This window comes from Pantoea sp. FN0302 (genome assembly GCF_050113775.1).
GTDB classification, from domain to species: Bacteria; Pseudomonadota; Gammaproteobacteria; order Enterobacterales; family Enterobacteriaceae; genus Mixta; species Mixta alhagi.
In genome coordinates this window covers 561,729-585,329 of the sequence record NZ_JBNJSM010000001.1, presented here as the reverse complement: position 1 = coordinate 585,329, position 23,601 = coordinate 561,729, and the positions used below count along the sequence as shown (strand labels likewise).

Annotated in this window: 17 protein-coding genes; 2 read left to right on the top strand and 15 right to left on the bottom strand. The window is 48.0% G+C overall.

The window, feature by feature from the left end:
- Positions 1-63 precede the first annotated feature (63 nt).
- From ACQE32_RS02615 to galF, 4 genes are all read right to left on the bottom strand, one after another.
- Positions 64-1,299, bottom strand: a complete 1,236-nt coding sequence (locus tag ACQE32_RS02615) for a lipopolysaccharide biosynthesis protein (RefSeq protein ID WP_427021289.1) — start codon at positions 1,297-1,299, stop codon at positions 64-66.
- Between the two features lie 138 nt (positions 1,300-1,437).
- Positions 1,438-2,484 carry a UDP-N-acetylglucosamine--undecaprenyl-phosphate N-acetylglucosaminephosphotransferase gene (gene wecA / locus ACQE32_RS02610; protein WP_427021288.1) on the bottom strand — a complete coding sequence of 349 codons (1,047 nt, stop codon included), beginning with the start codon at positions 2,482-2,484 and terminating at the stop codon, positions 1,438-1,440.
- A 556-nt stretch (positions 2,485-3,040) separates the two neighbouring features.
- The gene (galE, locus tag ACQE32_RS02605) at positions 3,041-4,054 is read right to left on the bottom strand and encodes a UDP-glucose 4-epimerase GalE (RefSeq protein WP_426972037.1); all 1,014 of its coding nucleotides are present in this window, start codon (positions 4,052-4,054) and stop codon (positions 3,041-3,043) included.
- 49 nt (positions 4,055-4,103) lie between these two features.
- Positions 4,104-5,000 carry a UTP--glucose-1-phosphate uridylyltransferase GalF gene (gene galF, locus ACQE32_RS02600; RefSeq protein WP_426972036.1) on the bottom strand — a complete coding sequence of 299 codons (897 nt, stop codon included), beginning with the start codon at positions 4,998-5,000 and terminating at the stop codon, positions 4,104-4,106.
- 377 nt (positions 5,001-5,377) lie between these two features.
- On the opposite strand from galF, the gene ACQE32_RS02595 reads away from it, so the two are divergent.
- On the top strand, positions 5,378-7,213 hold the full coding sequence (locus tag ACQE32_RS02595) for a hypothetical protein (RefSeq protein ID WP_427021287.1): 1,836 nt from the start codon (positions 5,378-5,380) through the stop codon (positions 7,211-7,213).
- A gap of 210 nt (positions 7,214-7,423) precedes the next feature.
- Here the strand turns inward: ACQE32_RS02595 and ACQE32_RS02590 are convergent, their stop codons facing one another.
- The 11 genes from ACQE32_RS02590 to ACQE32_RS02540 all read right to left on the bottom strand — a co-directional run bounded on the left by ACQE32_RS02590 (position 7,424) and on the right by ACQE32_RS02540 (position 21,041).
- On the bottom strand, positions 7,424-8,902 hold the full coding sequence (locus ACQE32_RS02590) for a lipopolysaccharide biosynthesis protein (protein ID WP_427021286.1): 1,479 nt from the start codon (positions 8,900-8,902) through the stop codon (positions 7,424-7,426).
- Between the two features lie 32 nt (positions 8,903-8,934).
- On the bottom strand, positions 8,935-9,957 hold the full coding sequence (locus ACQE32_RS02585) for a polysaccharide pyruvyl transferase family protein (protein ID WP_426972032.1): 1,023 nt from the start codon (positions 9,955-9,957) through the stop codon (positions 8,935-8,937).
- 95 nt (positions 9,958-10,052) lie between these two features.
- Entirely contained in the window at positions 10,053-11,057 is a 1,005-nt protein-coding gene (locus ACQE32_RS02580) for a glycosyltransferase family 2 protein (RefSeq protein ID WP_426972031.1), read from the bottom strand.
- 47 nt (positions 11,058-11,104) lie between these two features.
- Positions 11,105-12,340 carry a glycosyltransferase gene (locus tag ACQE32_RS02575; RefSeq protein ID WP_427021285.1) on the bottom strand — a complete coding sequence of 412 codons (1,236 nt, stop codon included), beginning with the start codon at positions 12,338-12,340 and terminating at the stop codon, positions 11,105-11,107.
- Positions 12,341-12,620: 280 nt separating this feature from the next.
- Positions 12,621-14,021 carry an undecaprenyl-phosphate glucose phosphotransferase gene (gene wcaJ, locus ACQE32_RS02570; RefSeq protein WP_085072328.1) on the bottom strand — a complete coding sequence of 467 codons (1,401 nt, stop codon included), beginning with the start codon at positions 14,019-14,021 and terminating at the stop codon, positions 12,621-12,623.
- Positions 14,022-14,094: 73 nt separating this feature from the next.
- Positions 14,095-15,177 carry a glycosyltransferase gene (locus ACQE32_RS02565; RefSeq protein ID WP_427021284.1) on the bottom strand — a complete coding sequence of 361 codons (1,083 nt, stop codon included), beginning with the start codon at positions 15,175-15,177 and terminating at the stop codon, positions 14,095-14,097.
- Positions 15,178-16,257: a hypothetical protein gene (locus tag ACQE32_RS02560; RefSeq protein ID WP_426972028.1), complete on the bottom strand. Its 1,080-nt coding sequence runs from the start codon at positions 16,255-16,257 to the stop codon at positions 15,178-15,180.
- A gap of 47 nt (positions 16,258-16,304) precedes the next feature.
- Positions 16,305-17,210 (bottom strand): glycosyltransferase family 2 protein, encoded by a 906-nt coding sequence (locus ACQE32_RS02555; protein WP_250650323.1) that lies wholly within the window; start codon positions 17,208-17,210, stop codon positions 16,305-16,307.
- Positions 17,211-17,280: 70 nt separating this feature from the next.
- On the bottom strand, positions 17,281-19,458 hold the full coding sequence (gene wzc, locus ACQE32_RS02550; RefSeq protein ID WP_426972026.1) for a tyrosine-protein kinase Wzc: 2,178 nt from the start codon (positions 19,456-19,458) through the stop codon (positions 17,281-17,283).
- A gap of 12 nt (positions 19,459-19,470) precedes the next feature.
- Positions 19,471-19,905, bottom strand: coding sequence for a protein tyrosine phosphatase (locus ACQE32_RS02545; protein ID WP_250650325.1), 435 nt, complete (start codon positions 19,903-19,905; stop codon positions 19,471-19,473).
- A gap of 5 nt (positions 19,906-19,910) precedes the next feature.
- A complete protein-coding gene (locus tag ACQE32_RS02540; protein ID WP_426972024.1) occupies positions 19,911-21,041 on the bottom strand; it encodes a polysaccharide export protein in 1,131 nt (376 codons plus the stop codon).
- A gap of 978 nt (positions 21,042-22,019) precedes the next feature.
- Here ACQE32_RS02540 and ACQE32_RS02535 point away from each other — a divergent pair.
- Positions 22,020-23,594, top strand: a complete 1,575-nt coding sequence (locus tag ACQE32_RS02535; protein ID WP_426980788.1) for a TerC family protein — start codon at positions 22,020-22,022, stop codon at positions 23,592-23,594.
- The last annotated feature ends 7 nt before the right edge of the window (positions 23,595-23,601 follow it).

Genomic DNA, 23,601 nt, shown 5'->3' with positions numbered 1-23,601 from the left:
CATATCCGAGCGACATCTTCATCGGATTCATCAACAAAAATCTAATCAAATGCTAATCCTTGGTTATTTGTGGCTTTTTTTTACGATGTAATAAGCTACAGTCTTCCAGATTAAAATAAATAAAAAAGAGAAAACTAAACCAGCGGGCACAGCAACAATATGATTCCATTGACTTAAAATCCATGTACTCAATATAAATACAGGCACTGAACTTAAGTGGCTATAAATAATAGGCTTATCAAAATGCCTGGCATATAGCGCATAATGAGGAATCATGCCCAGAGCATTAAGCACTGTTGCAACTAACAGCCATTTATATATTACAACATAATCAAAATATAATACTTTCCCTGTCCAAGCTAATAGATAAGGCATAACAATCAGGCTGATAACCACAAAAAACAAAATAAAAATAATTGTAGCTCCTGCCATCTTAAAAAGATGTTGCCGAAATAGTCTTTCTTCGCCTTCGTTACTAAGCTTAATGAGCATTGGGTAACTGTACGTAAACACACCAGCATCCAGAAAGGCCATTAATGCACTGGTCATTCCTGCAAAAAGAACATAAGCGCCAACTACATCCAAACCATTCATTGATTGGATCCAGAAGCGGTCAAGAGTTTGAGTTCCTCTTATTGATAACGTTGCTAAAAGAAATATACCGCTAGTTTTTACGCCCAGTTTAATCCATTTTAGGTCAATTTGGTTTTGCCATCCACCCATGCCAATCTTTTTTAGATGTATAACACCGAGGGCAAATGTCAATACACCAGATAAAGCCCATAACGTCAGAACTGTAGTCAGATTTCTGGTGGCAGGAAAAGCAGCCATCACTATGACAACGATAATGGCCCAAAGCCCCTGCCTAAGGAAAAGCAAAACACTAGCCAAATTCTGGTTATTAATTGCTACAAATATGCGTGATAGCTCTTGATTGACATGTTCGAATAGAAGGATAAAGAAGAACCAGCTCGCTTGCTCAAGCGTAATCACGCCAAAAAGATAACAACCAGTTAATAGAAACAATAAAATAACATATAAAACAAATGACAGGGCAGCTTGATTTTTAATAAACCCGCCCCATCGCTCCACTGGACTTTTAAGTAGCTCTCGTGTGGTAAATATATAAAAATCAAGACCAACAAAATAAAGAGCGTAACCTACTGTTGCCGTAATAAGGCCATATTCACCTAATGCAGACGGTTGTAAAAACCGGGCCAAAAAGAATATGAAGAGAAAACGACTGACTAACGTCAATGCACGCAAAGCAATATTTAAAAATCTTTTGTATATCAACATTAAAACATCTGCCTGCTATAGCCTGACAAACAATCAGGAAAGTAATAATTATCATACCTATCTTAAACTACCCAACCCGTATTATTAGCATTATCAAATATTTATTTAATTTATTTGCAGTAGTTGGAAAGCGTTTTTTTACTTAACAGCATAATTTTTATTAAAAGCGGGCTTAAGCTTTCCTATAACTTTTATATTAAAACTAAATACTATAAACATTGTGAAAAAGAAAATTAGCTGCCAGAACTCTTCAACTCGAAAAGCCTGTAAACCTAGTCCTAATGAAATAAATAAGATTGAGCAAAGTAGCATAACACTCAGTGTACCATGCCCGCTAAACCCCACCCGCAGTAACACATGGTGCAAATGCTCCCGGTCCGGCTTGAACGGGCTGTCCCCTCTTCTGATACGCGCGATCATCACGCGCAGCATGTCCATCAGGGGAACGGCGATCAGCCAGAGCGCAGTGACCGGTCGCATCACCGCATCTTCACCCTGGGTGGCAATGATCAGTAACCAGATCACGGTAAAGCCAATCAGCGTACTGCCGGCATCACCCATAAAGACTTTAAACTTGCCGCCCCACGGGATGCCGAGGTTCAGCAGAATATAAGGCAAACAGGCGACCATCAGACACAGGCACCACAGCGCCATATTATCCCGCTCGCCCATCCAGAACACCACAGCCAGCGCGCCAAAGGTTACCGAGGAAAGTGCCCCGAGCAGGCCATCAATGCCGTCAACCATATTAAAAGCATTAATTGCACCCACTACCGCCAGCAGCGTGACCGCATAGCCGATAATGCCTAAAACCAGCTCGTAGCCAAACAGGATGTTCCCTAAAGAATAGAGGTAGAGACCGTTGTACATCATGATGCTGGCTACCAGCGCCTGTAATGCCATGCGCGGCATTACGGGAAGGTCAAGTTTGTCATCCAGCACGCCGACAACAATAAGCAGCGTGGCGCAAACCATATAAATGCTGAAGTCAGGCAGCCAGTCAGGCTGCATAACGTAAATAATCCATAGGGAAAGATAAACTGATACCCCGCCGACCAGCGGAATATGGCCGTTATGATGTTTCCGCGCGTTAGGTTTATCTACTAACCCTACTTTTTTGGCAATCTTGCGAGAGATAAAAAGTAGCGCCAGCGCTCCCAGAAAAACGAGCACGATTTCTTGCATGTTTGCACCAGTATTGAAATTGACCACAGTGACCTGAAAATGCCCACGCTACCGCCCCTGGCTTTAAGCAACCAGACGCTTCGCGGCTCAGGGCTCAAACAAGCATAGCCTGTGTGAGCAATAGGGTAATTTTTTCTCGCAACGCCATCAGAATGCACTGTAACCCTGCGCTAATAGTTTACGATTCTCGTACTATCGTCGCGTACAGACAAGCACAAAATGTCCTGTTTACCTGTTGAGTTATTGGCTTTCAACTAAAGAATGCATTGATTGTTTGCTTTGCAAACAAAGCGCTCAAAATATCAGCTTGCCGCACATCCCCTGATAAGGCTCAGGCTATTACCGCTGTGACACGCTTTGTGATGCTATTTTATCCATTAACCTTCTCTACTAATACTCATGCCGTTTAGCAACGGTTTAACTCACACCTGAAACAGAAATGGCCCCTGTTTCCAGAAGCCATCGATATTCATTAATACGTTTTGCTCTGCGCCACGCTTTTAACTGAATCGTAAAAGCGTAACAGCCGACAATAAATCATAAGAGCAACTTACCCTTAACGGTAGCCGTTAGGATTTTTTGACTGCCAGTTCCAGGTATCGCGCATCATCTCATCGATACCGCGCGTTACACGCCAGTTCAACTCTTTATCAGCCAGCGTAGCGTCAGCCCAGAAGGCGGCTAAGTCGCCATCGCGGCGCGGTTTAATGTCAAAAGGAACCGGCTTGCCGGAGGCTTTTTCGAACGCCTTCACCATCTCCATCACCGAGTAACCTTTGCCAGCACCCAGGTTATAAGCTTTATAGCCCTGCAACTGTTCCAGGTGATCCAGCGCTTTTAAATGGCCTTCCGCCAGATCGACCACGTGAATGTAGTCACGCACGCCGGTACCATCTTCCGTGGGATAGTCAGCACCGAAAATGCCGAGCTTATCAAGACGGCCGATCGCTACCTGGGCAATGTAGGGCAGCAGGTTGTTAGGAATGCCGTTAGGATCTTCACCGATTTCGCCAGACTCATGAGCACCTACCGGATTGAAGTAGCGCAGCGCGATCGCCTTAAACTGGCTGTCCGCTTTGGCGTAATCCTGCATGATCTGTTCAACCATCAGTTTTGAGGTGCCGTAAGGGCTGGTCGTGCCGCCAATAGGAGTCGTCTCAACGTAAGGCACCGGCGCGTTAGCGCCATAAACCGTGGCGGAAGAACTGAAGATGAAGTTATAAATGTTGGCGTTACGCATCTCTTCCAGCAGCACTACCGTACCCGAAACGTTATTTTCATAATATTCCAGCGGTTTGCGGGTCGATTCGCCTACGGCTTTCAGTCCGGCGAAATGGATAACGGCACTAATGCTATTGCTGGCAAAAATGTCGCGCAGGCAGGCGCGATCCAGAATATCACCCTCAACAAAAGTGGCTTTCTTTCCGGCCAGTTTTTCTACGCGATTAATCGATTCCCGCGAAGCATTACTGAGGTTGTCCATTACCACAACGTCGTCACCGCGCTGCAACAGCGCCAGCACCGTATGAGAGCCGATGTATCCCGCTCCGCCCGTTACCAAAATAGCCATGTGCACTCCTTTAATGCCGCGCAAAGGCGCGGCGTGTCATTGTGAGGAATTATTTTGCCAACAATTGTTTAATGGTTTCGCGGAAGGCCGCGCCCTGCTGCTTGCTGCGCAGGCCATAGCTGACAAACGCCTGCATGTAGCCCATTTTACGACCGCAGTCGAAGCTGTCACCTGTCATCAGGCAGGCATCAACCGGCTGTTTCTGGCTCAGGCTGGCGATGGCGTCCGTTAACTGAATACGGCCCCAGGCACCCGGCTCGGTTTTCTCAAGCTCAGCCCAGATATCCGCAGACAGAACGTAACGGCCCACTGCGGCCAGGTCAGAATGCAGCGTTTCCGGATGCTCAGGCTTTTCAACAAAACCGGTAATGGTGCTGACGCTGCCTTCATTTTCCAGCGGTTCTTGCGTAGAAATCACTGAATATTCTGACAGGTCGGCGCCCGGCATATGCTTCGCCAGCACCTGGCTGTGGCCGGTATCTTCAAAGCGCGCAACCATTGCGGCGAGATTATAGCGCAGGTGGTCAGCGGTAGACTCATCCATAATGACATCGGGCAGCACAACAACAAAAGGATTATCGCCGATCATAGGACGCGCACAAAGTACCGAGTGGCCAAGGCCCAGCGGTTGCGCCTGACGAACGTTCATGATGGTCACGCCCGGCGGACAAATGGATTGTACTTCACTCAGCAGTTGACGCTTCACTCGCTGTTCCAGCAGCGCTTCAAGCTCATAAGTGGTATCAAAATGGTTTTCTACCGCGTTCTTTGACGCATGCGTGACCAGAACGATTTCCTTGATGCCGGACCTGACGATTTCATCAACAATGTATTGAATCATCGGCTTATCTACGATAGGCAGCATCTCTTTAGGAATGGCTTTTGTAGCAGGGAGCATATGCATACCGAGACCCGCAACGGGGATAACTGCTTTAAGCTTGGTCATATTTTTTCCATATAATGATGTGAAGACATTCAGCGATTATGCAATAAACAAGCAATCGTTAAGTATAATCTTATTCTGAAAATTTTCATCAGCAATAGTGTTAAAGAAACAAAGAATTAAAAGATCTGGTGCATCTCTGTCGAATAAATCAAATGCAGCCGGAAAAACCCTGAACAACAATAAATCTCTCCTGCCCTAATCAACTTATTTTATTACAGCAAGCATTATTCGCTGAGATTAATCTGATAAAATTTCCGGCGCTTAACGCAAGTGTAAAAAAGCGTTTTCTTTTATCTGATTTTAAATATTACATCTTCCAATTATCTGGCTTAAATGAATAATGAAACCTGGCGTTGTCATTCTTAAAAGGGTCAGAGATGAGCATTAATGAAAAAGCCAGTGAAGAACGTATCCACTCGCGACGTAAGGCGTTAACAAAAATTCTGGCTTCGGCCGCTGCCATCGGCACGCTCGGTAGCCTGACGCGCGCCAATGCGGCCCCTGCCTCCACGCCGTCGGCACCAGCGCCGGATAGCGTTGCCGGTAAAATCAATGGCGCGCCGGGCATTATCCTCGATCACGCGTCCACCTCATGGGCTAAAATTCGTAATGATATTCATCGCAGCAACGGCCCGGTTGATAATTACGCTGCTTTGCAACAGCTGGTTGAGGATAAGAAATACCTTACTATTGATACACCAGTCAGTATAAATAAATCCATTACGCTCACGGTAAAAAACCAAATAATTGAAGGGCGTGGCAATGGTATTATTACGCCACTGGCAAATATGGGTAATGAATTTTTGCTGGTATTGAAAGCTGACGCGACGCAAATTCATGGCATAGTATTAGATAATCCTATGCTATTAAAAAGCGAAACCGGCGGTCGCCAGGGCGGAATTATGATTTCCGCGAACTATTGTGAAGTCTCTAACTGCTATTTTTATCGTATGCTGCAGTCGGTTATCGCCCCGGCCAGCTTTGGCGCTTACGGCACCAAAATCACTAACAACTGGTTTTTAGAGTGCCTGGGCGCCGGAACAGGTATGCGCGATCTGCATTCTAAACTGGGTGAGGATCGTGGCGATGCGGTAACCATCTGGGGCTCCGGCACGATCATGACCGGCAACCATGCCTACTGTAAGGCTGGCGAGGATGCTCGCCTGGCATTCCATGCTGAGGGGCTGCCGGGCGCACGCAAGCATGTGCGCGATTTCGATCACAAAGACATCATCATGGCGAACAATATGGCGAAGGGCAGCTTCCGTCGTCATTTCGCAATGGAAAACATCAATGGCGGTATCTCGATCGGGAATATCTCCATGGGCGGCGCTACCTGGTGGGGCGAAGCCTATATTCAGTGCAAAAATATCAACGTTAAGAACACCATTCGTTACAGCAACAGCCCGGATATACTGAACGGCAACGCCTGGCGGCCTATCAAAGCGGCGATCGCCGTGGTCAATTTCAACGAAGGCGTAAATATCGACAGCACCGTACTGATTGCCAAAGGTACCAAAGCCTACGGCTTCGCCATTGCAACCCAAACCGGCGATCATGACGTAACGCTGTCAGGCAGCATGATTAACGAAGGCGCTCGTACCAATACTGCGCTTTACCTGAATCAGCCGAAGCGCTTCCGCATTAATAATCTGGATACGCGCGGATTTGCCAGAGCTGCGCTGATTACTTCGAATCCTGACGTATTTATTTCCAGCAACAACAACTATCACGAGCTGAACGGTCAGGGTATTGGATTAGAGATGGCGCGTGGTAAAGGCGGCACTATCAACGTTAACGGCGACACTTACCTTAATGTCAGCACGGCATTTAAGCTGCCGAACCTGGATAATCTGAGTATTAAAAATACGCAGGTTAGCGGCGAAGGACGCTTCGCTAACCTGAGCGGCATTAGCCGGTCACTGACGATTAGCGACAATAGCGTCATTTCCGGCAACGAGATGCCCGTCGCGTATAGTAACGGCAGCTCGCCCGATATTGCCTGGACGGTACAAAACAATATTGGCATCAGAAGCAACTTTACCTACAGCAGCGATCAGCTCACATCAGAAAAATCACAGCTGAACCAGCGTAATAAATATGCCGGGAAAAATGTCTCGGTTAATAATAATTCGGTGTGGGTGGCGCTGGGTAATAATCCTGAAGCACCGTGGCTGAACCTGGCAACGCAGAAACAGGTGAAGCCGGCGTAAAAATCCGCCTTCTATGAAGGCGGCATTGATTACGCCCTGGAAGGGCGTACTAAACCCCTTAAAAAGAAGTCTCTGCCCGTCCTGTGAGATTTAAGTCCAAAGACAATAAGGCAGAGCCAAAACCCGTTGATGACCACGCCCATAGAACGTGGTGTTCAGATGCGGATAAAAAAAAGCCTCAGCGCTGGCGCTGAGGCTTTTTTCTTAAGGTCAGGCCGGTTTTTTACGATTCTTAATCATCGCTATGGCATGAGAAAATATCGCTAGCTTATGGCGAGGAATAAACATCATCACGTACAGGCCATAAATAACGGCGCCCGCAATAATATCCAGCACCAGTTTTTCCCAGCCGGTTTGCAAATGCAGCAGACGATCCATTGCAAACAGGCCCAGACACATCACCAGCGAACCGATGATCGGGCTAGCAATCTGCGCCAGATACTCTTTCCAGGTTACATTCAGCAACGTGAGCGCGCACCAGGCCGAAACCGGATAGAGCAGCAGTGTGCGCAACGAGTAGGAAAGCGCCATCGCTACCAGCCCGTAACGGACAAAGATAAAGAAAATAGTGATATTGGTCACTGCGTAGAGCAGCGTCAGGCGCGACTGCCAGTCCGGGCGATCGCGGGCAAACATCACCGTATGGTTATAGTAGCCAATAGAGACGATAAAGCCGGTCGCGCTGACAATCTGCATAACCGGCACCGACTCCATCCACTTCTGCCCTAACAGCAGCCAGGTGACATCATGCGACAGGTAGCACAGGCCGATAAAGGCTGGCGCAGTAAGCAAAATGGTAAAAAAGGTGGCGTTCAGATAGTGAGATTTAAACTCATCTAGCTGATTTTTCACCCGCGAAAACGCCGGTAGCGAAACGCGCATCAGCGCGGTAGCCATTACCGTATTCAGCGTGTTCACGATACGTTTGCCTGCGGAATAGACCCCAGCTGCTGCGCTGCCCAGATAGTAAGTAATAAAGAAAATATCACTGTTCTGGTTAGCGAAGTTGGTCACGCCGCTGAGCGCTACGTGGCGGGAAAAGCGCATCGACTCTTTAAACGACGCAACGGAGAATTTCAGGCGCGGTTTCCACGGCGTGGCCAGCCACAACGTAATGGTCGCCACAACCGAGGTCACCACCTGCTGCATGACCAGACTGGTGATCCCCATGCCTTTCCATGCCAGATAAACGCCGACAATGCCGCCTAGCCCAATGGAGGTAATGGAACGAATCGCCAGCGAACGGAACAGCAGTCGATGCGTCAACCAGGCCTCATGTGTTTTACTCAGGCCGCTGACCAGAATAATCACGCTGGTGCCGCGAATCACATCGGCCAGCCCTGGAACATCCATCATATTTTCCAGCATGTTGGCCGAGAAGAAGACAATGAGAAACGCCGGAACCGCAAACATACAGCAGCTTAAAAAGGCGGTATTAAAGTCTTCGTCGGTCGGTTCATGCTTACGAATGATCGATGTCGCGATACTTTCAAATATGACCGTCCTGAACAGCTGGGTAATCAATATGGACACGCTGAGCATGCCATAGAGATGCGGATCGAGTAAGCGCGCCAGCACCAGGAAGATAACAAAAGTGATACCCTGCGCCGCCACGTTATCGAGGATTGACCAAACGGCGCCGGAAGCGACGCTGCCTTTTGGCGTGGGTTTATCTGACTGTTTTCTCACTGTAATGTCCTGATTAGTGGAAGGTTTCAGCGTTACGCGCGGGCAATGACTTCAACCTGGCGCAAACGCTCCTGCAATTTTTCCACGTTCTCATAAAACACTTTGTCGTCGCTGCGCTGGCCGCTAAGCTGGGCCGCCTGACGCAGTTTCGCCGCCGCCTGGTCGATATAGCGATCGTTCCATTTCATATTGAAGCGCGTCTCTGCGCCGGTAAACAGGCGATCCGGCACCTCATGGGAGAAGTAGCGCGTATATTTCAGGTAGCGCGGCCACCAGGCGGTACTTTTCTGCTTGCGTACGCGAATAAATTCTTTAATGGCGTAATCAACGTCGGCATTTTTCAGGTGATAGTTCTCACCGTACAGCGCCAGCGTTCTGTCACGCATAGATTCACGGAAGGAGCTGCTGCCCAGCACCAGCGGCTGATAATGCTGATTAATCGTCTGCGTCCAGTCGAGCCATTTAAAGGTGTTGATCTGGCTGGAGCTAACCAGCGGCACCCACGGCACACGCATCGCATCGGCAATAATCGCGGCGTGCATAGCGTCAGCCAGGATCAGCCTGGCGTGACGAATACGGTTAATAATGGTTTTAGCATCACCCTGTGGGCTGATGTATTCGACGCCCGCGCGGCGACAGGCTTCTTCCCACTGACCTGTTTTTAACGCGTCATGATGAGGAATAAAAATAACGCCTTTGCGCTCGGCTTCCGGTACCGGCTGGAATTCCGCCAGCGTACTTAATAACGCCGCGCCATCAGTAATCGCTTTTTCTTTTGGCAGACCCAGCACGTGTGCAGTCAGCGGGCCGCGTACACTCAGAATATTCCAGCTTTCGTCGCCAAAGTTGGCTGGTGGGACGCCATAGCCGACGCCGCTGCTGAAAACGATCCATTTTTTAGCGGGGGGCAACGCAGAGCTGATAATAGTCCCAATACCGGCAAAGCGGCATTCTTCATTCTCATCAAATACCCCTGGTAATAAATCGTGCCACAGCCATTCGTTTAAATCGTCACCAAAGTTACCTGCGGCAGTTTTATAATAATGAACTTTCACTCTTCTCTCCTAAATAACCACCAATGATTAAAAACGTTAAAAGGTTAATCGAACGCCATTAATGGCGATCTTTCCCTTTTTTAAAGCGGGGGAATTTATCCTTTTTTCAGAATATGCTTACCCATGCGCCCCAACAGAACCAGCGTATACGGTGATGCAAACAGCATGACATTAAGGATATTTATTTTTTTATTTAACGTAGGGGATACAGAGTAAAACTCACGAAATGAGAGATGCGAACGGCATTTTTTAATCGCCTGTACCGCAGCGGAAAAGCTTACGGCACGTGAAACGGCCATAAATGCGACGCGCGCAATAACAGAATATTTATGACGCAGGAAAATTTTATGTTCTTCCTTATTTTTCCATACGCTGCCCGTCAGCTGGTCAGTCAGAGGCAGGTAATCTAAACGCATGGTTGCTTTATCCCAGGACTTTTTGGTCAGCGATTGAGGCCGTTGGATGTAATGGTAAAGGGGCTCTGCGGTGAAGGACATAGTCATATTCTTATTAAAGATAAGAATCAGCACTTCGTAATCTTCGAAAATGATCTTCTTTTCATCGAAGGTGATACCATCAAACAGCTCGCGTTTAAAGAGCTTATTCCAGAGAAAGCCGGGGATCTCCCCTTCCAGCATAGCAATTAATGCCTGCTTGCCGGTCAGCGTACCGGCAGGCGCAAAGCGGTTAGTGACTTTTTTACTGCTGCCGTCTTCGCTTTCATAAAAATAGAGACACTGAGAAACATCTGCCTGCTTTTTTTCCAGCGTATTGACCAGTAAAGCGATCATATTGCTTTCCAGATAATCATCGGAATCCAGGAAGGCAATATAGTCGCCGCTGGCGGCGGCAACCAGCCGATTACGGGTTGCAGAAACGCCAAGATTAGGCTGATTCTGCTGAAGAACAAAGCGCACGTCTGGATGATTATCGCGTACCGCCTCTACCAGCGCGAACGTATTATCCGTTGAGCAATCATCGATAATAACGATTTCGAGATTTTTATAACTCTGGTTAATAATCGAAAGCAGCGTTTTCTCGATAAACTTTTCGCAGTTATAGACTGGGATCAGTACACTTACTAAAGCTTCAGTAGACATCGCACGATCTCTCTTACTCAATTTTTTATCTGACATCAGCGCCACACTCATGCAGGCTGTTGCCCGCTAATTAATGCGATTAGGCTGTCATAAGATTTTTTCTTATCGAACTCTTGCTCAACCTTGTAACGTGCCGCCTTAAGCATCGGCATCAAATCAGGTTTTTCATCCGCGATTTTAGCGATGACATCAGCCAACGCAGCGGCATCCTTTTCTTTAATCAGCCAGCCATTCTTGCCATCTTCAACCAATTCAGGAATGCCGCTGTGCCAGGTAGAAACTACTGGAATTCCACGCGCCATCGCTTCCATCAATGCCACCGGCACCCCTTCCATATCACCGTCTTCCGCCGTTTGCGAAGGCAGCATAAAAACATCTGATTCACGCAGAAACTGGTTAATCACCTGCGGCGACTGGAAACCGTGCAGAATGACATGGTCCTGCAGACCGTAACGGGCGATGGTCTGCTCAACCTCATCGCGCTGCGGGCCGTTGCCCAGCACATTGTAGATAAAGGAATAACCGCCTTCTTTCAGGATGCGGCATGCTTCCAGGGAGGTGAAAATGCCCTTTTTATCGGTCAAACGGGCAATCGTCAGCAGGCGGATCGGCTCGCCAATCTGGGTCAGTGGTGAAAAGTCGAAATCTTCAGTATCAATACCGACGCGCATAATATGCGTTTTGGTCGCATCGCCGCCCAATGAGCGAATGCGTTCCGCCCATAGTCGGCTAATAGGCAGAATAAATTTACTGTCCTGAAACAGCTCTCTGTAATCCTCTGCGTAGGTTTCCAGAATACGGTGAGTGGAAATATCGTAGCCGTGAAAGATTGTTGCCAGCTCGCCTTTCAGGACGCCAAATTTACGTAGCTTATTTGCCAGTACGCCAGCGGTGCCGAAATGTGCGATAAACAGATCGGCATGATAACTCTGTTTATTAGCGGCAATAATCGCCGGCAGAGAGAGATTTTTGGAGCTGTAGCCATACTTTTTGTAGTTAAGGGCTGGCAGCACATTGAATTTTGCCTGCACCAATCCTTTCACAATGGTTTTCAAACGACTCATGGCGCGAGCGCTGGTTTTATTTTCTTCAGCAGATAATAAATAGTGCGTTTTTTGCAACAGCGCATAGCGATCTTTCTTTGCAAATTCTTCAATTGCCGGTCCAGGCAGCACCGCAATTATTTCGACATCAAATCCTCTTTCTATAAAATAGGTTATCTGGTTTATTACAAATGTTTCTGAAGGCACCGGAAAAGTATAAACAAAAAAAGAGATTTTCATTGCCACCTCTGTCTACGATAGCTAAATACCTAAAAAAAAGGAGATAACCCATCTTCGTTAAAGATGGCACCTCCTTATTTTTTAAGCAAATATAATCGTAAAGCTCATTCAGCGTCGCCAAAAATGACGAGCGGCACATTCCTTGCCTTAACGCTGTTTCGCTAAATATAGATTAAAATCCTGCTATCCTGTCAGAAAATCAATGTATCGCTTTGCTGGCTTACCTGCAAGAGTAAACCAGCCTGCTTTTATTTACTGTTGAAAATTAAACAAGTATTTTTTAATAAGCTGTTTTACTGATAAAGCCTTTAAAGAGAGTCAGAAAAATAATGCGCATATCAAGCCACAGGCTCCAGTCACGGATGTACTGCAGATCGAACTCAACACGTTTTTCCATTTTTTCCAGCGTATCGGTCTCACCACGCCAGCCATTAATTTGTGCCCAGCCGGTAATGCCTGGTTTCACCTTATGGCGCAGCATATAGCCCTGAATAATCGAGCGATATTGTTCATTATGAGCAACGGCATGCGGACGCGGCCCAACAATAGACATATCGCCTTTTAATACATTGATGAACTGCGGCAGCTCATCCAGCGACGTCGAGCGTAAAATACGACCAATAGGTGTAATACGCGCATCGCCTTTCGTGGCCTGGGTAACCGTATCGCCATTCTCCATCACCGACATTGAGCGGAACTTCCACACTTTAATCGGCTTACCGTCCATGCCATAACGCACCTGGCGGAAAATCACCGGGCCCGGCGAGGTGAATTTCACCAGCGCGGCAATGGTCAACAGCGCAGGAGAGATAAACAACAGAATACAGGAAGAAACCACGATATCTTCGATACGCTTCAACACCATATTGATGCCGTTCATTGGCGTTTCAAACAGCGGCACCACCGGCACGCCATTAATTTCTTCGGTGCGCGACTGAAGAATATTAAAGGTGAAAATATCCGGGATAAGCATTACCGAACAGGTGGTGTCAGAAAGTTTGTTCACCAGCTCGCGGATCGCCATTTCTTCTGACATCGCCATGGCGATATAAATTTTATCCAGTTTCCCTTCCCGGGCATCAACCAACAGCTGCTCAAGATTGCCGCAGTAGTTGATATTGCCAGCATCACTACGAGATTCATTAGCAACGTCAGAATAAAGCCCGACAACGTTCATACCCATCCAGGGTGCGTTAATGAAACTATTAGCAAGTGAAACGCCAATGGGCATATTTCCGACGATGGCGACATTGCGCGTATTGTATCCCAGCTTGCGAATAATACGGGCAAAATAGCGAATTGCCAGACGGCAGGCGATAAAACCGATCGCCACAATCCCAAACCACAACAAATAAGCTTTAAAATTAAGATCCAGATCGCTGACGAACGACATCACGCCTGCAGTAATCAAAATACTTAATGCCCAGTTTTGCAAAATAAGCTGTAGCTCGTGGGCGAAACTCACACCGCGCCAGGAGCGATAAAAATCAGTAATACCGCCAATCATCTGGAATAATGCCAGAGCGGTAAGTGAAAGTAGCCACCAGGATGATGAAAAAGACTGGGATTCAATGCGTGCTAAAATATACAGCCCGGTAAACATCACAAAAATGTCAGAAAAACGCTGTATTATGGAAATAATCGACGCGTTAGTACGGGTACGAAATCCACTCGCCGTCATCATTTTATTATCATCCCTGCCTAATTCATGCATGATTGAAGACATGTCTTAGACCTCGCTAGTTAATTGGTGTTCAACGTTTCAGTATGTCGGCATATAAACCATGCGTTTTGGCTATCATAGCCTGCGAAGTAAAGTTATTGGTAAATAATTGATTTCCTTTTCGCCCCTTCTCCCTCAAATCAGATTTATCCAGGCGGTTTAGTACAGAAAGTAAGGAGTCAGAGTCACCGTTTTTAAACAGATAACCCGTTTCATTATTAATTACCACTTCCGGCAGTGAAGTTGCATCACTGGCAATAATTGGCACTGAATAGCTCATTGCCTCCAGCGGCACCATCGCGAACCCTTCCCAACGGCTGGGAATGACCAGCACATCCGCCGCGATAAAATAAGGTTCCATCTGGCTGGCTTTAAGCCAGCCGGTATACTCCGCCCCCGGCAGCTTTTCAATTTTCTCGGCGCTGTGTACGCTGTCGCCAATCAACGTCAGGTGAATATTGGGATTTTGATTACGCTTCATGGCATCCAGTAAAATATCGTAGCCTTTCTGGTAATCAAAACGCCCAACAAACAGCACGTTAATACGCGGATCGGCTAGCGTATCCGCCTTGACGATCTGCCGTTCAGCCACGCCGTTATGAATCACTACCAGCTTATCAGCGCTAATGCCGTGCGCCTTTGCCTGGTCAGCTTCATACTGACTGACGCAAATAATGGCGTCCGTCATTGGCAGCAACGCTTTTTCGATAAAGGAATAGATCTTTTTCTTACCGTTACTGGTCTGCATCAGGAAGCTAAATGCATGCGGGCAGTAAACCACTTTCGGACGAACAACAGGCCACAGCAACAGCAAACAGGCACGGCCAATAACGCCGGCAAAGGAACTGTGAAGATGCACCACGTCGGGCTTGAATTTGATTACCGTGCGGCAAAACGCAGCGGCAAATGAAAACAGCGCGCCGACCGACCGGCCCTTACGTTGCCATTTCACGACGTTTTCTGCATGTGCCGTATCCAGTTCTCCGGCCTGATCCGCCGGGATCAGGCACTGGATTTGATAACTGTTCTTCTCATCCTGTTGTGCCGCAACGAGTTGTTTTAAAACTGTGGCAACGCCACCTTTTATTGTCTCTGCAGCATGGAGGATTTTCATTTACTCTTCCTTTTTGAATTTCCCAAAACTTAAATAGACGTAAAACATTAATGGATAGAATGGCGACAGGTGACGCAGGTAGCTGCCATAATCTGGTTCAAACAGGCTCTGAATAACCGTGTAGGAAATAATCGCCAGCGCAAACACCACAACCAGCGGATAGGTTCTGTCCTGCAGGGCGGCATGAAGCGTTTGCCAGATTCTTCTGAACATCAAAATAATAAAGGTAGAAATAACCACATAATAAGGTGACAACATTAAAATCAGTGGGAACGGGAAAAAGAATGTTATCCACGTCAGACTAACGTTTAACCAGCCAAATAACGGATTACCGGCCGGGAACCAGGGACGAATCAGGGTATTGCTACCGTCACCTTCTCTCTCCAGTCGGTGTTCATTCACTTCATTACGGAAATTATCTACGTCAATGCCTAAACCATACTGGAAGCCAAGCGCCAGTACCAGCAGCGAAAGCAGACATAAAATAAATATCCACTTTCCTTTATGGACATAACGCGACATTAACAGCAGGGCATAAAACTCTATTAAAAACAGGAACCAGTATGTCCTGAAATAATAGGCGTAGAACAGAGCAAAGCAGGTCCATATTAATAGCCCGGCAGTACGATTCGCAAAGGTGATGAGCAACGGCATCATCATCAAAAATACGATAAAGTCTTTACTCTGCCACGTCAGGTTAATCATTGAAGAAAAGCAGAAAAACAAGAACACGCCGATATCAAATATATTCATCGAACCACCGCGCACCTTGATGAAAATAAATACAAAGGTGCTGATGATGAGAATGGCTGAAATCAGCGCAAATACAATCGAGCTTTGTTCAAATCCCAACAGTTTATAAAAGTAAGCTGTGCTGCCGTAGGAGTTTCCGGGGCCGAAGCTATAGGTAAACTTCATAAAGCTAAAGATGGTGATTTGGTCTGAAAAGAAGTACGGTTTCATCACCGACTCTTTTACTAACGCCACTCCCACCATCATCAACATCATAAATAAGAACAGCATAAAGGTCATATGTGGATCGAAATAGAGATAGCGATTCTTTCTTATACCTATCTTCATCGATAAAAATTTCATTGTATTTTCGCCATTCCAATTGCTGTTTTAAATCACTTCCCCGGAACAAAACGTTTCGCGGTAATAGTGGCTAACTTTTTAAATCTTTCATTCATCATCGCCATAAAATGGCTGAATTTAATTTTTCTCGACAGCAGCAGCTTTAAATAGATAGCCACGCCTTTCGATTTTTCATTAGAGAGCAAATAACTGTCGGCAATAATCTTTGCGTAGAAGCCGAACCAGATATAGCTGGGTACGCGCTTTTTAATGCTCTCCAGCCAGATTAACGATTTATCGCGTTTACCGTCGGAAGAGATACGCGCGGTAGAGTCCGAATCGTCATAAATGGTCAGCGGCAGGTCGAGATAAAAAAAGCTGGCTCCCCTCTCCTGCAGACGCAGGGCGAAATCCCAGTCCTGATGTTTACGCAGCGTAGGATCAAACTGCGTTTGTTTGGCTATCGCGGCGTCAAGCAGTAGCGTACTGGTTTGAAAATCGTTGCCCAGCAGCAGGAACTCCATGATCGAGGAATATTTTTTCAGGTCTTTATTCCGTCGCAGGTGCATGCCCTCAGGACGCTTATTATATTTAGCCGTCATGCAAACGCGGTTTTTACCCGGCTGCTGGCGTAAATAGGCCAGTTGTTTTTCCAGCTTCTCTGGCACCCACTCATCGTCGGAATCGAGCAAGGCGATAAACTCACCGCTGCTGCGCTCAATTCCTTCATTGCGCGGACGCGTGCCGCTGCTGTTTTGCGCCAGCTGAATAAAATGTACGCGCTCATCTTTAACGCCCGCCATGACCTCAGCGGTATTATCCGTGGAAGCATCATCCACCACGAACACTTCGATGTTACGCCAGGTTTGATTTAAAACGCTGTTTAGGGTTTTTAAAATGATGTCGGCACGATTATAGGTGGGAATAACAACGCTGATTAAAGGCGTAGACTCAGTCATAACATCAGTCTCAATGTGATTCGTTTTAAAAACCTTAAAAGGCCAGCCGCGAACGGCTGGCACTCTCGTTTTACGGCTTGGTCGATTCGTAGCTATAGTGGTAATAGCCATAACCGTAGGCGCTGGCAGCTTTTTTCACCACCAGGTTCAGAATGGCGCCTTTAATCTCAATACCGTTCTGCTCAAAGCGACGAACGCTGACTTCAATCTCTTTCACCGTGGATTTCTCAAATCCTGCCACCACCATACTGGTGCCGGCCTGCATACCGATAATGGCCGCATCGGTCACCGCCAGAATCGGCGGGGTATCGATAATCACGATATCGTACTGCTTCTGCACGTTGGCCATCAGGTCGATAAACTTCTGACTCATCAGCAGTTCAGACGGGTTAGGCGGCAGCTGACCGCGCGGAATAAAGTCCAGCCCGCTGACGTTAGTGGGTCGAATCGCCTGCTGCAGCGTTGCCTGATTTGACAGCAGGTCAGACAGACCGTGACGGTTATCGGTATTAAACAGCTCGTGCGAATAGCCTTTACGCATATCGCCATCGATAAACAGTACGCGCTGGCCTGACTGTGCAACCACGGCGGCCAGGTTAGTGCTGATAAAGGTTTTACCGATATCCGGGCTGCTACCGGAGATCATGACGATATTGTTAGGCGCATCCAGCATAGCGAAGTGCATGGTAGTACGCAGACTACGTACCGCTTCAACCGCCAGATCCGTTGGGTTTGCCAGCGCCAGCAACTCACCGCCGCGTATCGCTTTTTTGCCCTTATCTTTGCCCAGCATCGCCAGCTTACGATCGCGTTGCTGCTGCCATTCAGAGATAGGAATACTGGCGTATACGTTGATGCCGCTGTTTTCCAGCTGCTCCGGGCTCTCGATGCCACGAATCAGAATGGTTTTCATCAGCACGTAGATGGTGGAAGCCAGCAGGCCCAGCACCAGAGAAACGGCGATGATAATGGCAGAGCGCGGAGCGATCGGCTTGTTCAGCACCAGTGCCGGGTCAACGATACGTACGTTACCCACGGTGCTGGCTTTGTTGATGCTCAGCTCTTGCTGCTTGTTCAGCAGCTGCATGAACACCGCCTGGCCTGCATCGACATCACGCGTCAGACGAATAATTTCTTGCTGAGTGCGCGGCAGGGCTGAAACTTTACCCTCCAGCGATTTTTTCTCATCCCGCAGCGTCTTACGCTTTTCCAACAGCGTGCGATAGGCCGGGTGCTCTTTGGTATAGAGCTTGGAGATTTCCGCCTCACGGAAAGTCAGTTCGTTCAGCTGGTTATCCACATTAACCATGGTATCCAGCATCGACTTGGCTTCCAGCGTCAGATCCACTGAATCGTTTTGCTGACGGAACGCGTTCAGTTTGTTCTCAGCATCATCCAGCTTCTGACGCACCTGCGGCAGCTGACGTTGAATAAAATCGAGGCTCTTTTGCGCTTCCTCAGATTTACGTTCAACGTTTTGCAGCAGATAGTTTTCCGTAATGGCGCGCAGCGTATCCTGCGTCAACTGCGGATCGGAACCGTTCAGGGTTAATGCCAGCACGCCGGTATCTTTGCCCTGATCCACCACGCTCAGACGGCCTACCAAATCATTGTAGGTCGGCAGATAGCCATTTTTCTGCACAACAAAGGCGTCGCCCGGCCCGGCATTGGTGTCAGAGACGAGGATTTTTACTTTGCCCTGCCCTACATACTGGCCTACTTTGCCTTTTACCAGTTCACCGTCTTCGCCAGAGAGGGTAAAGGTGTGGTTCTCACCGATAACCAGCTCAAGCTTCTGACCGATCAGTTCCGGCGGCAATTCCAGACGAGAAACGGCGAGTTTTTTATCGTCGTTGCCCATCAGGCGCGCCCAGCCAGCACCCACAACCGGCAGATATTTCGGCGCGACGGTGGTTTGCAGGTTAAGATCTTCGATGGTTTTACCCAGCACCATCCGGGACATGATCAGACCAATCTGCGCATCTGAAGCCGGTTTGGTATCCGGCATCAGATTGGAGAGTTGAGTCATCACCAGGCTGCCCTGGTTTTGTTCAACCTGTACCAGCGCATCGGCCCGATAAACCGGGGTGGCGAGGATGGAGTAGATAATACCTATTACTGCGAATAGTGCGGTTACGCCAATAATGAGCCAGCGATGATCGATAATTGAACCGTATAAACGGGCTACATCGATTTCATCTTTGGCATCTGCAATTTTCTGCGAGCTATCTGATTTTTTGTTGACCATTATTATGCCTGATTATCGATTTAATGCGTGGGCCCATTTCTGAGCGGCGTCATCCAATAAAAGGTATACAGATTCAAAAGCCTCTATACTTTTTCGATATGGATCCGGGATTTCACGACCTGCGCACCAATGACCAAACAGCATGGTTTTGCCGCGAACTTCCGGGGCGATATTACTGATGTCATTGATATGCTGTTTTTCCATCACCAGGATCAGATCGTTTTCTCTGCACATGGCTGAAGTGATTTTGCGGGCGCGGTGCCCTTCCAGCGAGAGATCGTGTTGCTCTGCCACCTTGATGGCGTTTTCATCTGCTGGATAGTTCACCAGCGCGCCTAATCCTGCTGATTCAACTTTCACATCCGGGCAGTAGCGTTTTAGTAATCGTTCGCCAGTTGGCGAACGGCAGATATTGCCCACGCAGACAATGAGAATTGAATTAAACATATTCATCACCAGTTTTTGATATCTCTCGCTGAGTTGATGCTGTAGCGAACACTGTTGATGGTAGGCAGCAACTGATTGATGACGCGGTTCCAGCGGGTAAGCGGTGTTGCGGTCACGTAGACGATGTCATACGGCTGCAGCTGGAATTCCGTGCCCAGTACCATCGCGGTCGCATCAGCAGTATTAAGCTGATAGATATTCGCAACCTTGCCGCCCTGTTCGCGGTTCGGACGAATAACAAACACGCCGGTGGCGTTAGAGACATCCTGGTTCAGCCCTTCCGCATTGCCCAGTGCTTCCGTCAGCGTCATGCCGCTGCGATCCATTTTCAACGTCTGCTGGCGGTTCACTTCGCCCATGACAAAGATTTTCAGTTCGTCATTGCGCGGCACGTACAGAATATCGCCCGGATAGAGCAGGCGGTTTTGCGTCAAATCGCCGTTCTGCATCAGCGCCTGCAGAGAAATACGTTGTTCACGGCCATTGTGGGTCAGCACCACGTTACGCCAGTCGGCGTCTGCGGAGAGACCGCCTGCGGTGTTAATCGCATCCAGGACGGTCAACGGGATATTGGTGATTTCCTGTTTACCAGAGGTACCGACTTCGCCGGTGACGTAGACCTTTTGCGAACGGAAAGCCGCGATATTTACATCAACCTGCGGGCTTTCAATATAGCTGGCCAGACGACTCTGCAGCTCGCTGCGCACTTGCTGGATGGTTTTACCGGCGACCTTTACCTTACCGATGTAAGGATAATAGATGGTGCCATCTGAATGGACCCAGTTACCGGTGTCGCTGGCGCTGCGGTACTGGCCGGCTGGAGTCGTCAGCTCCGGGTGATCCCAAACGGTAACGCTCAACACATCGCCTACGCCGATACGATACTCATAGTTAGCCAGCTCACGATCGAGCTGCGGGTTCGGCTGGGCAACAATAGGTTTTCTGCGCAGCTGCTCGACCAACATCGGGGTAAGAGGAAAGACGTTAACCATTTTGTTGATGTCATAATCAGCGTCCTGCTGCTTGATAACATCTTTACCGCTGGTAGAAACATTTTGCCCTGGGACTACGGTACAGCCACTGATAAGTGAGATTGACACCAGTAACGGAGCCAACTTTAGTTTCGTTTTCATCATTGAATTATCATCACTATTGCTGATTTATTGTCTAAAGCGGTGTGTGTCGCCGCAAAAAAAAGTTCATGAATAAACGTCAATTCACGACCAATCTGCTCTAACTATTGCTGTTCCGTCATGAGATGTTTGCCCCTCGTTTTATGCATAAATGTCCCTGCTGCGAAAGCCACTCTGTCAACGCCCGGTAAAAACAGAGGCGGCCCGCTGTCCTGCAGTTCGACCATTAATGGTCAGCTTACTGACCGTATCGGTATTAATTCGTCCTGTAATGCCGGCATTAAGGCCTGAATCAGGTTTTATGATGGCATCAGTTATTCTGTCGTATTTATTTAGCATTAGTCTTAAAACAACAGAAATTTATACATTACTCTTGACGGGCATATTTGAACCCAACAGCCAGAGTTTAAGCACGCTACCGCCCCTGGCTTTCAGCTACCAATGCTGTTAAATCAGAAACAGTGCTATTTGAGGCGCAGGGATCGGTTAGCTCTTATAAGCTACATTAAGCCAAAGGGATTACTCATTTATCTGAGCGCAGCAAAAGAGCCGCATCAATTATCTCGGTCCGATCACATAAGTTATGGCTAGATTTTTATACTATTGACTGGTTGTGACAAGCACAGGAAAGCAGATCCATAGCACTTTCAGAATAAGACTAAAGAATATAAAAAATAATGGTTAATTTTCAGTAAGTTACCCCGACAGCGCCTTTCTTTTTTTTCCAGATAATTCCGGCTTGATAATAACTTTTATTACATAATGCAACCAGATGGCGTTTATTTCTGCAGCAGATGTTAATAATTACCTCTCTCTGCCCCCGTAAAATCCCAATAAGCTTGAGTGCTAATATATGCCTATCAGGCGCACATTAAGGCTTGCGCTTTTTTTGTTTAGGATTTATCTCAGGTAATATTGCGTTTTCATTATTCAGATTCCATCATCGCTCAGCAAAATAAACAATAAAAGGTGAAACAGGGTATGGAATGGATCGCAGATCCATCAATCTGGGCCGGACTGGTTACATTAATTGTGCTTGAACTGGTGCTGGGTATCGATAATTTGATCTTTATTGCCATCCTGGCGGAAAAGCTGCCTGCCGCGCAGCGCGATCGCGCCCGCGTTACCGGGCTGCTGTTGGCGTTGCTTATGCGCATGGCGCTACTGACCTCGATCGCATGGTTAACCGGGCTTACGCGCCCGCTGTTGACGCTATTCAGTCACACTTTTAGCACCCGCGATGTGATTATGCTGATCGGCGGATTATTCCTGCTGTTTAAGGCCACTATGGAGCTCAATGAGCGACTGGAGGGACGCGACAGTGATGAGAATCCACAGAAGCATGGCGCGCGCTTCTGGCCGGTGGTGGCGCAGATTGTCGTGCTGGATGCCGTTTTCTCACTGGATGCGGTTATCACTGCCGTTGGGATGGTGGATCACCTGCCAGTGATGATGGCTGCGGTGGCTATCGCCATCTGCCTGATGATCCTTGCCAGCAAACCGTTAACCCGCTTTGTTAACGGCCACCCAACCATTGTGATTCTTTGCCTGAGCTTCTTGCTGATGATTGGCTTTAGCCTGATTGCTGAAGGGTTTGGCTTCCATATTCCCAAAGGCTATCTCTATGCTGCTATTGGCTTCTCTATCTTAATTGAATGTCTTAATCAGCTGTCGCAGTTCAATCGCCGTCGCTTTCTTTCATCGACCATACCGCTGCGCAAACGCACCGCCGAAGCGGTACTGCATCTGCTGCGCGGTCAGCACGCCGAAGCGGAGCTGGATGCGGAGACCGCTTCGCTGGTGGGAGAGGCCGATGAGCACGCGGTCTTTAATAAACAGGAACGCCAGATGGTCGTGCGGGTTATGAGCATGGCGCAACGCAGCGTCAGCAGTATTATGACCTCGCGTCACGATATCGAACATATTGACCTGAGTAATAGCCCGCAAAAGATAATGGCGCAGCTGGACCGTAATCAGCATACCAGGATCTTAATTACCGAAAACGGCAGCGAGCCGCTGGGAGTGGTGCATATTATCGATCTTCTGCATCAGTCGCTGCATCATAACTCTCTCGACCTGCGCGCTTTGATTCGTCAGCCGCTAATTTTCCCGGAACAGCTTACGCTGCTGCTGGCGCTGGAGCAGTTCCGTAGCGCGCGCACCCATTTCGCCTTTGTGGTGGATGAGTTTGGTTCGGTGGAGGGCGTGGTGACCCTGAGCGACATCATGGAAACCATTGCCGGTAATTTACCAAATGAAAGCGACGAGCTGGACGCGCGCTATGATATTCGTCAGAAAGAGGATGGCAGCTGGATAGCCAATGGCCATATGCCGCTGGAAGATCTGGAGATGTATATCGACCTGCCGCTAAACGAAAAGCGCGATTATCACACCATTGCCGGTCTGCTGATGGATCAGCTGCAGCATATTCCTCAGGCGGGCGAAGAGCTGCAGATCGGCGACTGGCTTATTCGCACTTTAGAAGTGGAAAGCCATCGCGTGCATAAGGTGCAGATTATTCCGTTTGCTCAGCGCGAGTCGGATACCGAGGCGTAAACAGCCA